The sequence below is a fragment of the Marivivens niveibacter genome, from assembly GCF_002150005.2.
Taxonomy (GTDB): Bacteria; Pseudomonadota; Alphaproteobacteria; order Rhodobacterales; family Rhodobacteraceae; genus Marivivens; species Marivivens niveibacter.
The window spans coordinates 133,465-149,584 of record NZ_MSPP01000004.1; the positions used below are offsets into that span (position 1 = coordinate 133,465).

Consider the following 16,120-nt stretch of genomic DNA (forward strand, 5'->3'; position numbering starts at 1 on the left):
CCCTTAGCGAACGATTGTGCCGGTGCGGCGGATTTTACGCTGCAACTGTAGCAAACCGTATAGCAGCGCCTCAGCAGTTGGAGGGCAGCCCGGAATGTACACGTCCACAGGAACGATACGGTCACAACCACGCACAACCGAATAGGAATAGTGATAGTAACCACCACCGTTCGCGCAGGATCCCATCGAAATCACGTAACGAGGCTCTGGCATCTGGTCATAAACCTTGCGCAGCGCAGGTGCCATTTTGTTGGTCAGCGTGCCCGCAACGATCATCAGGTCAGACTGGCGCGGGGATGCACGTGGTGCAGTACCAAAACGTTCCACGTCGTAGCGCGGCATCGAGGTGTGCATCATCTCAACCGCGCAGCACGCCAGACCAAAGGTCATCCAGTGCAGCGAACCAGTACGCGCCCAGTTAATGATGTCCGCGGTCGAGGTCACAAGGAAACCCTTGTCCTGCAGTTCCGCGTTGATCGCTTGGGTTACGACTTCTTTATCAACACCAGCGGTGTTGGAACCGGTCATCATTCCCATTCCAGAGCGCCTTTCTTCCATTCGTATGCAAAGCCTGCGGTCAGAACCGCAAGGAACACCATCATCGACCAGAAACCGACCATGCTTAGGTCTTTGAATGCCACGGCCCATGGGAACAGGAACGCGACCTCAAGGTCGAAGATGATGAACAGGATCGACACCAGATAGAAACGCACATCAAATTTCATACGCGCATCGTCAAAGGCGTTAAAACCACATTCATATGCCGACACTTTTTCAGGGTCCGGGTTACGTACAGCGACGATCACCGCAGCCAGAACAAGAATCAGGCCCAGAACAATGGCCAATCCCAGAAAAACAATGATGGGGAGGTATTCGCGAAGCATTTCTTCCACGACAGTTCCTTTCCTACAGGACTCAACCGTCTTTGTGACAGGTCCGTTGGTTTGTCATGGCTTTACCCCTGCCACGTCAAAGGGTCAACCGAACGTAAGGTTTCCAGATGCGGTTTTTACGTTCAAATCAGCCAGACGGATGTGTTTTTTGCCCCAAGACGCTGAATGATGATGTGCACGGCGGCGTTTATCTGTCCAGCATTGGTTGGCAAACATACCCTTTCGGGTCTTAGTTTTCAGTTCTTTTCGCAAAACTACGGTAGCGATGACGATAGATCAGGTTCGGGCGATCCCCTTCGAACAAATAAAACAAAGATAACGCCGAAAAGATCAAGAAACCCAAAGTAAACAGAGAATCGGCAGGGCCGCTCACCGACAATGTTTTCATCGCGCCACCAGTGACCGTGAAAAATAGCGATAGCAGCAACTGACCGCCTGCAAAAAACAACGCAATCGGTGCGCGGATCAGCAAGGTCAAAGCGGTCAACAATTGCAACGCACCGCCGAGCAGCAGGGACAAGTAACCGAATTCCAGATACCCCCACACTTTCCAAATGCCTGTGGCCGCAAAAATCAATCCAATGACGATGATCGGAATGTTCACTTTGCCCTGCGGGTGCGCGCGTGCCATTTCAGGGGTCACATGAACCCATTGCGCGCCCGTCTGGCGATCCATTTTGCCGTATTCAAAACGGCCCTCTTTCGGCATTTGTGACAAAGTAGCCTCCGACGATCAGTGGTTTGGGCGCTAATTGCCTGCAACGCGCCCCTGCATGCAACCCATATAGGTCGGTTAATCGATACCGAATTGCGTCAAATCGACCATGCGAGCGTCTGCCCGTTCATCTTTGGTCAGGGGAAATTTTTTCAGCATCATGTCGTATTTCAAACGAACACGCGTCCCCCACCCTTCGTGGATTGCGGACATCAGACGAACGTGCGCATCCATCCAGGTTTTGCGCGAATAGTTATCCAGTCCAGCGCCATATTCACCTTTGGCGCGCAAACGGGTCAATAGTCCTGCTTTCTTGCGGGTACGGGTCTGTTTTTCCACCTGACGCGCCATCGCCATGGTCAGGTGTTCCATCGTCAAAAACACCAGCTCTGGCCCTTCGACGACCCGTTCATCATTCGTTTTACCGTCTATTCGGCGCAGCCATTTGAAATATGGGCCATCGCCTTCGACGAAGGGTAAGTTGTCGTTCTGAAATTCGATCGGCAAACGGAATTCAGGCTGCGGCACGCGCAACATGTCCAGTTTTTGACGAATCTCCTCCTCGACTTCGCCACGTGTCACGGATTTGCGGCCTCCTGCTGCCAAACGGCGCTAACTTCGGATTTGATGATACGAGCGATCAAATCGCAGTCTTCTAAGGTAAAAGTCAGCGGCAAACGCATATCCATGATTCCCGCCAAGATCCTATCAGTCGCAGGCATAGGGGGATGTTCGGCATACTGCCAACTGTCATATTTGGATGTGAACCCAACTGGTTCATCCGCGCCGAACCATTTCAGCTCGACCCCACGCGCTGCACATCTGGCAACGACGTCTTTGATCTGGCTTGGCGCCCAGTCCAACAACAAAAATTGGAAACTAGAGGCGACAAAGCCCTCTTCTTCGGGGCGATCAATCAGCGTCATGCCGGGCGTGTCGCGCAAACCAGCCTCGACCACGCGGTATCGCGCATTCCATTTTCCGCACTGTTCGGACAAGCGGGATAACTGCGGGCGCAAAATCGCCGCTCGCAGATTATCCATTCGGCCAGAGATATTGGGCGTTTCGTATTTGATACGCTTATACGTCGCCGCTGGTGGACCCGCGCGATGACGTTCGAACATCATATAGCTGCCCGACAACATCACGGAGCGCGCCATGATTTCATCGTCATCGGTGACCAGCAAACCGCCTTCGCCCGAATTCATGTGTTTGTATGTCTGCGTCGAATAACAGCCGACATGACCAAAGCGCCCCGAAGGAATCGTGTGCCACGTTGCACCCATGGTGTGTGCGCAGTCTTCGATCACGATGACACCCGCAGCACCGCAGATCCGCATCAATTCGTCCATGTCACAGATGTGGCCGCGCATGTGGGACAGTAGCAAAACCTTGGCCTGCTTCACCTTTGTGCGCAGATCGTTCAAGTCGATGACCAATCCTTCGGTCACGCCAACATAGATCGGCTTTGCGCCAACAGATGCAATCGCACCGGGCACAGGGGCCAATGTAAACGCGTTGGTCAAAACCGGATCACCGGGCTCGACCCCGACCGCCCGCAATGCCGTCGTAATCGCATATCCGCCGGACGCCACAGCAAGGCAGTATTTCGATCCAACGAATTTAGCGAACTCTTCTTCTAATAATGCCGCTTCGGCGATTTCATCACCGACAGTGTTATAACGGTGCAATCGCCCCGTTTGCATAATGCGCACGGCCGCATCGATCGCCTCTTCGGGGATCGGTTCCTGTTGCGTGAAAGAGCCTGTGAATTTATCGGTCATGGCAGGACGGTGAACGATCGGCGGTTTAACGTCAATGGGTTACCCCAATAACGAATGCGCAACATCGGGCAAGTCGTTGAAATGCTGAATGATTGCATCTGGTTGCAGGTCCGCCACAGCATTTCCAGCAGGTCCGAAACCAACCATCACAGATGGCACCCCCAACGCGCGGGACGTATTCAGGTCAGTGACACTATCCCCGACCAGCAGGCAACGTTCTGGATTTCCGCCCGCACGCAGCGCGGCCTGCACCAATGGCTCTGGATCAGGCTTGCGAACCGGCAGCGTATCCGCACCGATCAAAGACCCGAAAGCATCTAGAACACCCAACTGGCTCAACACCATCCGAGCCAGCTTTTCCGGCTTATTCGTGCAAATACCGACCGCAAACCCGTTGGTTTTCAACGTCTCCACAGCATCCATGGCGCCGTCGTACAAATAGGTATGCGTTGCCACATCCTGCTCGTAGGCAGACAACAGATGGGGATATTGTCGATCAATCTCTGCGGCATCTTCCCACCCGACGCGATCAAAGCCGGTGGTCAGCATCATTCGTCCGCCGCGCACAGCCACGGCCGCATCAGCAACAGGATCCAGCACTTCACCCAACCCCAGCGATCTGAAACAACTGTTGGCGGCGTTGATCAAATCGACGCTTGTATCTGCCAAAGTTCCATCCAGATCGAATATCACGGTGCGCATGGGGCCTCCAACTGCTTTTTTCCCCGTGTAACGAACCGAAAGGTAATGTGAACCCCTAAAACTTGAGTTATGACCCAGCCAACGACATACAGGCGCAAAAGTATTTAAGAGGCGTATATGAGTATTTCCCATATTATTTTGGCAGCCGGCATGGGCACTCGCATGAATTCGGACATGCCAAAAGTTCTGCATAAAATCGCAGGTGCGCCACTGGTTGTTCACGCGATGAAATCGGGCGAAGCTGTGGGCGTGGATAAATCTGTCGTTGTAGTTGGCCATGGCGGCGAAGCTGTTTCCAAAGCCGTGACCGACTGGAACCCTGATGCGACTGTCGTCACCCAAGAAGAACAGCTAGGCACCGGCCACGCCGCATTGCAGGCACGCGCCGCGTTGGCTGATGTCACAGGCGATGTGTTTGTCGCTTTCGGCGACACCCCGTTTATCCGGCCTGAAACGCTGGAAAAGATGCTGGATGCACGCAAAACGCACGACATTGTCGTGCTGGGTTTTGACGTATTTGATCCTACCGTTCGTTATGGTCGCCTGATAATGGAAGGTGACGACTTAACCGGTATCGTTGAATTCAAAGACGCCAGCGATGAACAGCGCGCGATTTCGTTGTGCAATTCTGGTGTGATATGCGCGGACGTTCAGGTTCTGTTTGAGCTACTGGATCAGGTCGGAAACGAAAACGCGTCTGGCGAATATTACCTGCCTGATATCGTCGCGATTGGCCGCGCGGTTGGCAAAACTGCAACCGTAGTGCGCTGCGACGAAGCTGAAACGCTGGGCGTGAATACTCGCGCCGAATTGGCCCGCGCTGAACAAATGTTCCAAAACGCGATGCGTGCTGAGGCACTGGACAACGGCGTCACGCTGTATGCGCCTGATACAGTCATTTTTGCGCATGACACCGTGATTGGCCGCGATGCGGTCATTGAACCAAACGTGGTGTTTGGCCCGAACGTGACCATCGAATCCGGCGTTACCGTCCGTGCCTTTTCGCACCTAGAAGGTTGCCACGTCAGCCGCGGCGCGACCGTTGGCCCATTCGCCCGTTTGCGCCCCGGCGCTGAACTGGCCGAGGATGTGCACATCGGCAACTTTGTCGAAATCAAAAACGCGACCATCGACGAAGGTGCCAAGGTCAACCACCTGTCTTACATCGGTGACGCCTCTGTGGGCAAAGCCACCAACATCGGTGCGGGCACCATCACCTGCAACTATGACGGCGTTTTCAAACATAAAACAACGATTGGCGCGAATGCCTTTATCGGGTCCAACACGATGCTGGTTGCCCCCGTCACTGTGGGCCACCGCGCCATGACAGCAACAGGCACGGTGGTGACAAAAGACATCGAAAACGATGCAATGGCCATTGGACGGACAAAGCAGGAAAACAAACCGGGCTTTGCGACCAAAATGTTCGAAATGTTAAAGGCTAAAAAGGCCAAACAGGCGAAAGGAGCCTGAAAATGTGCGGTATTGTAGGTGTATTGGGCAATCACGAAGCGGCGCCAATTCTGGTCGAAGCGTTAAAACGGCTGGAATATCGCGGATATGACTCTGCCGGTATTGCAACGGTAAACGATGGCGCGCTGGACCGCCGCCGCGCTGTTGGCAAATTGGTCAACCTGTCGGACCGTTTAGTGCATGAACCTTTGGCTGGTAAGGCTGGCATCGGCCATACCCGATGGGCGACCCACGGCGCAGCGACCGAAACGAACGCGCACCCCCACCGCGCGGGCAAAGTCGCAGTCGTTCACAACGGCATAATCGAAAATTTCCGCGAGCTGCGTCAATTCCTATCGGACAACGGAATTGAACATGTGACCGACACCGATACCGAAACCGTCGCGTTGCTGGCTGGTTACTACGTCGATCAAGGCATGGCTCCGCGTGAAGCCGCGCAAAAAACCATCGCGCAACTGCAGGGCGCTTATGCCCTGTGCCTGCTGTTTGAAGGCGAAGAAGACCTACTGATCGCAGCGCGCAAGGGATCGCCCTTGGCAATTGGTCACGGGCAAGGCGAAATGTTCGTGGGATCAGACGCGATCGCATTGGCACCGCTGACCAACACGATCACCTATCTGGACGAAGGCGACTGGGCCATCATCACCCGCAGCAGTCTGGAAATTCGCGATGAGGCTGGCGAACAAGTCAACCGTGACGTCAAAACCGTAAACATCGACGCGGCGCGCGTGGATAAAGGCGGCTATAAACACTTTATGGCTAAAGAAATCGCAGAACAGCCTGTCGTCATGACCGAAGTTCTGGGCCACTACGTCAAATCAGACGGCATTCAGTTCCCAAACCAAGACATTGATTTCAAATCAATCAATCGCTTGACCATGGTTGCCTGCGGCACGGCCTATTACGCGTGTTTCGTCGCGAAATATTGGTTTGAACAATTGGCAGGTCTGCCTGTCGAAATCGACGTGGCATCCGAATTCCGCTACCGTGAACCACCCATCACATCGGGCACTGCGGCTTTGTTTGTCAGCCAATCGGGCGAAACCGCCGATACCTTGGCCGCGCTGCGCTATTGTGCGGGCAAAGCGGACAAAATCATCGCTGTTGTCAACGTTCCAGAAAGTTCGATCGCGCGTGAAAGCGATGTCGTTTTGCCTATCCTTGCAGGCGTCGAGGTTGGCGTTGCATCGACCAAAGCCTTTACAAACCAGCTGATGACCTTGGCCGTCTTGGCGCTGGAAGCCGCCCATCAACGCGGCCGCCTGACCGATGCAGAACTTGGCGATTATCTGGAAAACCTCCGGTCACTGCCTGGTATCTTGAACACCGCCTTGGGCATCGAAACCCGCTGCGAAGAAATCTCGCTCAAACTGGCCGAAGCACGAGACATTCTGTTCTTGGGCCGTGGGCGCATGTACCCTCTCGCGCTCGAGGGGGCATTAAAGCTCAAGGAAATCAGCTATATCCACGCCGAAGCTTATGCCTCGGGCGAACTAAAGCATGGCCCAATCGCCTTGGTCGACCAACACGTACCCGTGATCGTCATCGCCCCGCGTGATGACCTGTTCGATAAAACGGTCAGCAACATGCAAGAGGTCATGGCACGTGGCGGCCGCGTTCTGTTGGTGACCGATCAAAAAGGCGCAGAAGAGGCCGGGGACGGCGTTTGGGAAACCTTGATCATGCCAGAGGTTGACGCATTTTTTGCACCCATCCTTTATGCGGTCCCTGCGCAAATGCTGGCCTATTACACTGCTGTTGCCAAAGGCACTGATGTCGACCAGCCGCGCAACCTCGCGAAATCGGTCACTGTGGAATGATTTGGCCTGCGCCAGTTACATTGTCAGACAGCGCGGTCACTCTGGCGCCGCTGTCTGCTGATTACGCGGGCCCACTGCAAACCGCCGCCGCAGACGGCGATATGTGGAAACTTTGGTATACGTTCATTCCGCATCCCGACGATGTTGAGGCCGAAATCGAACGGCGTCTTTCGCTTCAAAAAACGGGTTCGATGCTGCCGTTCGTCGTGCTGGATGCGTCTGGCCGCGCGGTGGGCATGACGACCTATATGAATATTGATGCGTCCAACAAACGTGTCGAAATCGGATCTACGTGGATTTGCAAATCGGCGCAGCGCGGACCTTTGAACACACAGGCCAAACGTCTACTGCTCGCACATGCTTTTGATGACTTGGGCTGTATCGCAGTCGAACTGCGCACCCATTTCATGAACCATCAAAGCCGTCGCGCGATTGAACGTTTGGGGGCGAAACTGGACGGTGTGCTGCGTAGTCATATGGTGATGAAAGACGGATCGCTACGCGATACATGCGTCTATTCGATTGTCGAGCACGAATGGCCTATGGTACGGGCTCATCTGGATTGGCAACTGACAAAACCGCGGGACTGATGGACTACACCGATATTATTGCATCGCTAGAGGCACAGGCCGATCCCAAGGCTGCTGTGGACATGGCTGCCTATCACAAAACAACGCGGCGCGTTCTGGGGATCAAAGTCCCTGTTCTGACCGACCTAAGCCGCGACATTCGCCCAGCGGTCGATTTGGACGAACGACTGGCCCTGTGCGATGCGCTTTGGAAAGCGGACATTCATGAAACCCGCATTTTGGCGGCAAAATTACTGGAACAAGCCCGCATTCGACCCGATGATCAGGCCGCGTGGGATTTGATCGTATCATGGGCACCCGATTTTGACGGGTGGGCGATTGCAGACCATGTCTGCAAATCAGGCGAAAAACGTCTGGTCGCGGATCCAAGCCGATTAGACACAGTCGAAAGCTGGACAACGTCGGATCACATGTGGACCCGCAGGGCTGCAATGGTCATCACTCTACCCTGGACCAAAATGGCATTCCCCAAAGACGCCGATATTGCCATCCAAGAACGTGTTATGGGGTGGGCCGCAACCTATGTACCGGATCGCGATTGGTTCATCCAAAAATCCATTGGCTGGTGGCTGCGCGACCTGTCCAAACGCAACCCCGAACGCGTCCGTCAGTTTTTGGACGAACACGGCGCACAGATGAAACCCTTTGCCCGCCGCGAAGCTGCTAGATACCTGAAATAATCAGCCGTTGAATACGTCAATGGTAATCAACCCAGCCAGCGGCGCATTGAGCAGCCGCATCGCAGGCAAGCTGATTTGTGATGCACCGTCGGCTGGGCGCAATTCCACATTGATGGTTGTGCCGTTGTAATCCACCTTGCCCACGGTCACTGCATCAACCAATGGCGTTTTGACCCAAATGCCGGGATCGGTCGGTGATCCCAATGTCGCAGTGACGGTTCCCAGTTTCGCACCGCCCGATGCGGCCTGAACCGCTTGGGCGCGGTCTGTCGCCGATGTGGTGTCAAATTGTTCGGCTGTTCGCGCCATTGGGGGCGGGGCTGGCGCAATTGGATTATCTAACGATTCGACATTCGACGTTGGGGCAGGTTCGGCCAATTCTTCTGGCAATTCGGCGCATCCCACTGCAGCCAGAATAGAAAATGACATAAAAACAACGCGTAGGGACATGCTAAATACCTTTTTGGTTTGTTGGCAATGACACTAGGCCACATCGAACCTCAAACAACCCTATGTGATCCACCTTGCGCGAGTCTTTGCTGCCCCTTAGGTTCGATCCATGACTCAACTTATCGACCCTTTCGCGCGCGCTATTAAATATTTGCGAGTATCTGTCACGGACCGCTGCGATTTTCGTTGTGTGTATTGCATGTCTGAAAACATGCAGTTCCTGCCCAAAAAGGATCTACTGACGCTCGAAGAGTTGGATCGCATGTGCAGCGCGTTCATACGGCTTGGTGTCGAAAAGCTGCGCATCACAGGAGGCGAGCCACTGGTACGCCGTGGGATTATGACCTTTTTTGACGCGATGACCCGTCATTTAGACAGCGGAGCGTTAAAGGAACTGACACTTACGACGAACGGCAGTCAGTTAGCCAAATATGCTGATGATTTATACGCTGCAGGCGTGCGCCGTGTGAATGTATCGCTAGATACGCTGGACGATCAGAAATTCGCGGACATTACGCGTTGGGGGCGCCTACCCCAAGTTATTAAAGGTATCGATGCTGCACAGCGCGCTGGTCTGCGGGTCAAGATCAACACAGTCGCCCTGAAAGGCTTTAACGAAAACGAGCTGTTCACATTACAAAGTTGGTGTGCAGATCGCGATATGGACCTGACCTTTATCGAGGTCATGCCCATGGGCGACATCGGCAATGAAGACAGGTTAGGGCAATATTGGTCCCTATCTGATCTACGTGCGCGATTGGCAGAACAATTTAACGTTTCGGATCTAGCCGAACGCAGCGGCGGCCCTGCGCGTTATGTTCAACTGGCTGAAACGGGTCAGAAAATCGGTTTCATCACGCCGATGTCCCATAATTTCTGCGAAAGCTGTAATCGCGTCCGCATCACGTGCACCGGCGAAATTTTCACCTGCCTAGGCCAAGAAGGTCATTCCGATCTGCGCGCGCCGCTACGCGCGTCAGACGACGATGCGGTTTTGGAACAAGCGATCCACAAAGCAATCGGCCTAAAACCCAAAGGCCATGATTTCGATTATTCGCGGCAATCTGTTGATGGCCGCGTTAGTCGCCACATGAGCCATACTGGCGGTTAAAGATACGCTTTTATGGCAGCAATAACCCGTTCGGTTGCGGTGCCGTCTAATCGTGTCGATTCCAATGCGCGTTGCACCATCTGATCCCGTTCATCAGGGTTATTTATCAGCGCCTGAACAGCGTACCCCAATTCGGATGGATCTGCGATCGACACATAACCATGCGCACGATCAAGACGTTCATAAACGGCATCAAAGTTGAAAACTTTGGTTCCCGAAATCACAGCTGATCCCAACGCCACCGGTTCAAACGGGTTGTGCCCCCCCACTGGCGCAAGCGATCCCCCCACAAACGAATATTTCGCAATACGATACCACAGCCCCATTTCGCCGACGGTATCCGCGACATAAACCTGCACATCATCATCGATCGGTTCGGATTTCGACCTTTGCGCCACTGCGAAACCTGCAGCACGGAACATTTCGGTGACTTCATCCCCACGTTCAGGATGACGCGGCGCAACGATCAAAAACGGCGCGCCCTGCCCCAAAAATTGCTGGGCCGATACAACATGTTCTTCTTCGGTTTGATGGGTAGATGCCGCCAGCCAAACATCACGATCACCAATGCTATGTTGGATCGCGTTTAAAACATCAGCATCCACAGGCAACGGCGCAGCGTCTTGTTTGGTCGAACCGATTGCGCGGGCTTTTGTGACGCCAATGGCTCGGATCGTTTCAGCGACCGGTTCTTCTTGGGTCAGCACAATGTCGAATAGATTTAACAACGACGCGATGCTGCGTGGGAATTTCTGCCATTGCCGCGCGGTTTTGTCAGACACCCGCGCGTTGATCAGCGCCATGGGCACTTTCGCACGGTGGGTTTCGACAATCATGCGTGGCCAAATTTCGCTTTCGGTCCAAATCGCCAAATCCGGTTTCCAGTGTTTAAGGAACCGTCGCATAGCGCTAGGCGTATCGATCGGCGCAAACTGATGAAACGCTTTGGCCGGCAACGTCTCGGCCAACACCTTGGCCGAGGTTAATGTACCAGACGTCACCAGAACCGAAACATCATCCCACTCAGCCAAGATTTCTTTGATGACAGGTTCTAGCGATAGGCTTTCACCGACAGACGCAGCATGAAACCAAATCAAACGGCCCTCAGGACGACTGCGACCGGCGTAGCCGAACCTTTCACCCAATCGCTGTTTGTCTTCTTTGCCCTGATCCGCGCGGCGATCCATGACGCGCCCGTAAATCGGGCTTAATACATGCGTTAAGGCCAAATACCCCTGAACAATCGGCGGAAACATAAATGTTGGGCCTCACAATTTGATGCGCTGCCAAAACCCCATTTTATCAAAGGCTTCTTGCGCTGCGTCTTGATCGTATTCTGTAGCGACCCAGTCGCGAAATGAAATATCGCCCTGCTTTAGCCGCTGGGCATAACTATCGATAACGTAATCTAAAATACCCGTTTTGGTGAAGTTAAGATGCACAAACCGAACCGACAACTGTTTTTGCGCCTCTTGTACGGGGCGACCTTCGATTGCCAAAAGATAGATCGCAGCCATAAGGCCCGTCCGATCTGCCCCTGATTTACAGTGCATCAAAAACGGTTTTTGAATCGAGCCCATCACTTCGATAATTTCCAGCAACCGTTCTTTGCGCGGCGCTTTGCGGGCGGTGAAAGGTTGGTCGATCAACGTCAGACCCAACGCATCACAGGCTTCTTTTTCGAATTTATAGGGCGATAGACGATTAGCGCCGCGCAAATTCAGGATCGTTTTGATCCCAATATTTGCGTAATCTTCGAAACGGGCGCGATTAGGGTGGTTCGACCGGTAAACGCCGTCTGCGACTTTGGCAAAGTTATGCCATTTATATCGCAAAATACCGTGGTCGACCCAATCGAAATACCGCTGTGACAGCTTGCGCTGATCGGGGTCTGTCAAATCATGGGTGTATTTTTCACGCTGTTTGCGTTCCCAATCCTTAACCCATTTATGCAGCCTCGACGCCATAGCGGTTCCTTTGAAAATGGCCTTTGGTCGGCCGAAATAGAACGGGGCCAATCAGGCCCCGCGTGTGTTAACCACTATCGACAATATTTCGCAACCTTGGCTCAGGCCGCAGGCATGCGCTGTTCAACGATTTCGGCCCACCAGCTACAGCCAGCCAATATCGCGTCATCATTAAAGTTATATTCGGGATGGTGCACTGGTGCGCTCTCGCCGTTACCCACCAAAATATAAGCACCTGGGCGTTCTTCTAGCATATAGGCGAAATCTTCGCCGCCCATGATCAACGGTGCCTCGTCACACGCGCCAGATACGGATCGCGCGACATCTGCCGCAAATTCCGTCTGAGCGTCATGGTTAATCATCACCGGATACCCATGGTGATATTTCACGTTGGCCGAGGTCCCCATGGCGCGGGCAGTCAGTTCGGTAATTTCCGTCAACCGCTGTTCGGCCAATTTGCGCACGTCTTTGGAAAGCGTCCGCACCGTTCCACGCAGTTCGACCGAAGACGGGATCACGTTATAAGCCTTGGACGATGTTTCCACTGATGTCACGGATACAACAACCTGATCTACGGGATCGACGTTGCGCGATGAAATCGACTGGAGCGCTGCAATAATCTGCGCCGAGGCAACAACGGGATCAGCCGTTTCTTGGGGTTTTGCAGCGTGCCCACCACGTCCATTAATCTGAATGGTGAATTGATCTGTTGCCGCGAAAAATGAACCCGAACGGATGGCAAATCGACCCGTTTCGACACCTGGCCAATTGTGCATGCCATAGACTTCTTGGATGTTCCAACGGTCCATCAAACCATCTTCGCACATTTCGCGTCCACCGCCGCCGCCCTCTTCGGCGGGTTGGAAAATGACCACGACAGTGCCATCGAAATTGCGGGTTTCTGCCAGATAGCGGGCAGCCCCTAGCAACATTGCGGTATGCCCATCGTGACCACAGGCGTGCATAGCGCCTTTGGTTTTGGACGCATATGGTAGGCCGGTTTCTTCAAGGATCGGCAGTGCATCCATGTCAGCACGCAGACCAACGACCATACCTTTGGTATCGGTTTGGCCTTTAATCACGCCAACAACGCCGGTGCGGCCAATACCTGTCACGATTTCATCGCAACCGAATTCGGCCAGTTTTTCAGCCACCACTTTGGCGGTCCGATGCGTTTCAAACAGAATTTCAGGGTGTTCATGCAGATCGCGGCGCCAAGATGTAATATCGCGGTGCATTTCGGAAAATCTGTTTTTTACAGGCATAATCAGGCTCGGGTTATCGCGTCATTTTCCAGCAGGCTGACCGAAAGGCCAGCCAAGGGCAAGCCCAATCAGTGCATCGATTTTTGAATGCGACGCAACATCAGCCAAACGCAGATTACGACCACAGGCGTGACACCCGCAGCCAGCCAATATTTGGCGATACCAAATACCTTTTCCGCTGGCCCAACCACATACAGAACCAACGACACGGCGTAATAGCTGATCGCGACAACGGACAAACCTTCGACGGTGCGCTGTAGGCGCAACTGAACATCAGACCGTTCATCCATGCTTTTTAGCAGCGCTTGGTTCTGTGCGGATCGTTCAACATCAACTCGGGTACGTAGTAGTTCGCCCGCACGAATTGCACGCGCCGACAGACTGTGCAGTCGCGCTTCGGTCGATTTGACGGTGCGCATCGCAGGGTCAAAGCGGCGCATCATGAATTCGCTAAACGTCTGCCGCCCGCCAAAGCGTTCTTCGCGCAGAATACCGATGCGCTGATGAACGATGGTTTCATAGGCCCCCGTCGCCCCAAAACGGAACGATGTTTCAGCGACCATACGTTCCAAACCGGCAGAGACCTCTAACAATTCTTGCAAGGTGTCAGCGGCGTCGATTTCTTCATTTGCCATGCCAGTCACCAGTTCGGACAAACGTACTTCTTGGCGGCCCAGTTCGCCACTGATCTGACGGGCGCGCGCCAGACCCAACATCGACATCGTTTTATAGGTTTCGATTTCGCACAGACGCTGCATCACGCGACCAATGCGGCGTGCCCCGCATTCAGGATCTGCAAAGATCGCAAATCGCATGTGACCCGCAGAATCGATCCTAAAATCGGCCGCGATCACCAATTCGCCGTCCAAAACGCGGCTTAGGGCAAGGCTTTCGGGTACGAACCATTCATCCGTTTTCGCGGCGATTTCATCGTCGGATTTCATCGGTTCAATGCGGATCAATGCCGACGTGATGCGCGACCCCGGTGCCGACTGTAACCAATCTTCGGGAAACATATTGAACGTCGCCGCGTCATAGGGACGATCTGCAACGCCTTGCCCGAAAATCGTGTAGGTCACGAATTCAGTATGGCTTTCCCATTTCAGCCAATGACGTCCGATCTGCCCGAAATAATGAGTGGCGTCAGGCGCAGGGTGCGCAACGCCGTAGCGGTCCAATAATGCCAATAGATGTGCCCGATCCGCTTCGCGATCGCGGCCAGCTGCATTTTGCGCAGGCTTTAGCGCTAGATAAGCTGCCCGACCGGGGGCTTCGACCACGGGAAACGGACGCGCGTGGAGTTCATTGGCCAGCGCATAGCGCAATGGGTGATCTTGAATCGGGGTATTCATGGGCTGCATTACCTATAGATATAGGCACGCACAGTACCCCACAATCAGGGTCAATCAAGTGTAATAAAGTCGCATTTACAATGGTTTATCGGCACACGGTGGTATACCGCGTGCCGATTTTTCACCACAGTGGTTAGATGCAAACCACGTCCAGCGGAGGAAAGCCGTTAAAGCAGACCGAGCTGTAGGTAGAGGTATATGCGCCCGTGTTGCGGATCAGAACGCGGTCACCCGATTTCAGGGTCATCGGCATTGGCATCGGGCGTTTTTCATACAGTACGTCCGCGCTGTCGCACGATGGGCCCGCCATTATGCATGGACCCATTGGGTCGCCATCACGTTCGGTTTCGAAACGATAGCGGATTGCTTCGCCTTCGGTTTCTGCCAGACCCGAAAAACGGCCGATCGACAGGTACACCCAGCGGTGCATGTCACGGTCGGATTTGCGGGACACCAGCATAACTTCGGAAACGATAACACCTGCTTCGGCAACCATACCGCGGCCTGGCTCTGCCATGATGCGATCAACGTGGCCGAACTTTTCGGTCACCATCTGCATAACAGCAGCAGCATAGTCGGTCGGCGCCTGAATTGGTTCGTCATAGAACGCAGGGAAACCACCGCCGATGTTCAGCAGGGACAGGTCATGACCTGCGTCTTTTGCCGCGTGCCAGATTTTCGCCAGCGCATCCAGTGACGGTGCCCACATTGACGCCTGACGGGTTTGCGAGCCCACGTGGAACGAAAAACCAACAGGGTTCAGGCCCAGCGATTTTGCATAATCCAACAGGCGCAGCGCGGTGTCGCCGTCGCAGCCGAATTTACGGGTCAGAGGCCAGTCAGCTTGGGAAACTTCAACAATCAGGCGGATGTATACGTCCGAATTTGGCGCGTGCTCTGCGATTTTTTCCAGCTCTTCTTCGCTGTCAGCTGCGAACAGGGTGATGCCTGCCTCGTACGCCCATGCGATGTCGGACACACGTTTGATGGTGTTGCCGAACGAAATGGTTTCAGGACGTGCGCCTTGGCCCATGCAGATTTCGATCTCTGCACGCGATGCTGCGTCGAAATGCGAACCGATCTGAACCAGACGGTGGATAACGTCGGTCGCTGGGTTTGCTTTGACAGCATAGTGGATGTCGGCGCGGCCTAGGCCTGCCTTCAACGCGTTGTACTGCAGTTCAACACGGTCGACATCGACGACTAGGGTCGGACGGTCGAATTCGCGCGACGCAACATATGCGTCCAGACGAGCAGGATCATAAATACGGGAAGCCGGCAGAACGCCAGCGAACATTGCAGTCATCGGTCATCTCTC

The 16,120-nt window shown here is 54.0% G+C and carries 17 protein-coding genes; 5 read left to right on the plus strand and 12 right to left on the minus strand.

Annotated elements, in window-relative coordinates:
* Positions 1 to 3 precede the first annotated feature (3 nt).
* From BVC71_RS12260 to BVC71_RS12285, 6 genes are all read right to left on the minus strand, one after another.
* Complete coding sequence (locus BVC71_RS12260; RefSeq protein WP_086452060.1) at positions 4 to 528, minus strand: NuoB/complex I 20 kDa subunit family protein; 525 nt, start codon at positions 526 to 528, stop codon at positions 4 to 6.
* Positions 528 to 893, minus strand: a complete 366-nt coding sequence (locus tag BVC71_RS12265) for an NADH-quinone oxidoreductase subunit A (RefSeq protein ID WP_086451975.1) — start codon at positions 891 to 893, stop codon at positions 528 to 530. The genes BVC71_RS12260 and BVC71_RS12265 overlap by 1 nt, the downstream gene beginning before the upstream one ends.
* Before the next feature lie 229 nt (positions 894 to 1,122).
* Positions 1,123 to 1,611 (minus strand): hypothetical protein, encoded by a 489-nt coding sequence (locus BVC71_RS12270; protein WP_133064531.1) that lies wholly within the window; start codon positions 1,609 to 1,611, stop codon positions 1,123 to 1,125.
* A 75-nt stretch (positions 1,612 to 1,686) separates the two neighbouring features.
* Complete coding sequence (locus tag BVC71_RS12275; protein ID WP_133064532.1) at positions 1,687 to 2,190, minus strand: hypothetical protein; 504 nt, start codon at positions 2,188 to 2,190, stop codon at positions 1,687 to 1,689.
* The gene (locus tag BVC71_RS12280) at positions 2,187 to 3,392 is read right to left on the minus strand and encodes a DegT/DnrJ/EryC1/StrS family aminotransferase (protein WP_086451978.1); all 1,206 of its coding nucleotides are present in this window, start codon (positions 3,390 to 3,392) and stop codon (positions 2,187 to 2,189) included. The genes BVC71_RS12275 and BVC71_RS12280 overlap by 4 nt, the downstream gene beginning before the upstream one ends.
* A gap of 39 nt (positions 3,393 to 3,431) precedes the next feature.
* Positions 3,432 to 4,094 (minus strand): HAD-IA family hydrolase, encoded by a 663-nt coding sequence (locus BVC71_RS12285; protein WP_086451979.1) that lies wholly within the window; start codon positions 4,092 to 4,094, stop codon positions 3,432 to 3,434.
* Positions 4,095 to 4,211: 117 nt separating this feature from the next.
* Between BVC71_RS12285 and glmU the strand changes: the two genes are divergently transcribed.
* From glmU to BVC71_RS12305, 4 genes are read left to right on the plus strand one after another with little or no spacing between them, the layout of a single operon-like run.
* The gene (gene glmU / locus BVC71_RS12290; RefSeq protein ID WP_086451980.1) at positions 4,212 to 5,567 is read left to right on the plus strand and encodes a bifunctional UDP-N-acetylglucosamine diphosphorylase/glucosamine-1-phosphate N-acetyltransferase GlmU; all 1,356 of its coding nucleotides are present in this window, start codon (positions 4,212 to 4,214) and stop codon (positions 5,565 to 5,567) included.
* Positions 5,568 to 5,569: 2 nt separating this feature from the next.
* Positions 5,570 to 7,387, plus strand: a complete 1,818-nt coding sequence (gene glmS / locus BVC71_RS12295) for a glutamine--fructose-6-phosphate transaminase (isomerizing) (RefSeq protein WP_086451981.1) — start codon at positions 5,570 to 5,572, stop codon at positions 7,385 to 7,387.
* Positions 7,384 to 7,977 carry a GNAT family N-acetyltransferase gene (locus BVC71_RS12300; RefSeq protein WP_086451982.1) on the plus strand — a complete coding sequence of 198 codons (594 nt, stop codon included), beginning with the start codon at positions 7,384 to 7,386 and terminating at the stop codon, positions 7,975 to 7,977. Before glmS ends, BVC71_RS12300 begins: the two co-directional genes overlap by 4 nt.
* Complete coding sequence (locus tag BVC71_RS12305) at positions 7,977 to 8,657, plus strand: DNA alkylation repair protein (RefSeq protein ID WP_086451983.1); 681 nt, start codon at positions 7,977 to 7,979, stop codon at positions 8,655 to 8,657. Before BVC71_RS12300 ends, BVC71_RS12305 begins: the two co-directional genes overlap by 1 nt.
* Here BVC71_RS12305 and BVC71_RS12310 read toward each other — a convergent pair whose 3' ends face one another.
* On the minus strand, positions 8,658 to 9,107 hold the full coding sequence (locus tag BVC71_RS12310; RefSeq protein ID WP_240516848.1) for a D-galactarate dehydratase: 450 nt from the start codon (positions 9,105 to 9,107) through the stop codon (positions 8,658 to 8,660).
* A gap of 109 nt (positions 9,108 to 9,216) precedes the next feature.
* Between BVC71_RS12310 and moaA the strand changes: the two genes are divergently transcribed.
* Entirely contained in the window at positions 9,217 to 10,218 is a 1,002-nt protein-coding gene (gene moaA / locus BVC71_RS12315) for a GTP 3',8-cyclase MoaA (RefSeq protein WP_086451984.1), read from the plus strand.
* Here moaA and BVC71_RS12320 read toward each other — a convergent pair.
* The 5 genes from BVC71_RS12320 to BVC71_RS12340 form a co-directional block, all read right to left on the minus strand.
* Positions 10,215 to 11,474: a 3-deoxy-D-manno-octulosonic acid transferase gene (locus BVC71_RS12320; RefSeq protein ID WP_086451985.1), complete on the minus strand. Its 1,260-nt coding sequence runs from the start codon at positions 11,472 to 11,474 to the stop codon at positions 10,215 to 10,217. The two genes, moaA and BVC71_RS12320, sit on opposite strands and share 4 nt — an antisense overlap.
* A 12-nt stretch (positions 11,475 to 11,486) precedes the next feature.
* Entirely contained in the window at positions 11,487 to 12,185 is a 699-nt protein-coding gene (locus tag BVC71_RS12325) for a phosphatase domain-containing putative toxin (protein WP_086451986.1), read from the minus strand.
* Positions 12,186 to 12,286: 101 nt separating this feature from the next.
* Complete coding sequence (locus BVC71_RS12330; RefSeq protein WP_086451987.1) at positions 12,287 to 13,450, minus strand: M20 aminoacylase family protein; 1,164 nt, start codon at positions 13,448 to 13,450, stop codon at positions 12,287 to 12,289.
* 68 nt (positions 13,451 to 13,518) lie between these two features.
* Positions 13,519 to 14,802, minus strand: coding sequence for a DUF3422 family protein (locus BVC71_RS12335; RefSeq protein WP_086452062.1), 1,284 nt, complete (start codon positions 14,800 to 14,802; stop codon positions 13,519 to 13,521).
* A gap of 133 nt (positions 14,803 to 14,935) precedes the next feature.
* A complete protein-coding gene (locus BVC71_RS12340; RefSeq protein WP_086451988.1) occupies positions 14,936 to 16,108 on the minus strand; it encodes a type III PLP-dependent enzyme in 1,173 nt (390 codons plus the stop codon).
* Positions 16,109 to 16,120 lie beyond the last annotated feature (12 nt).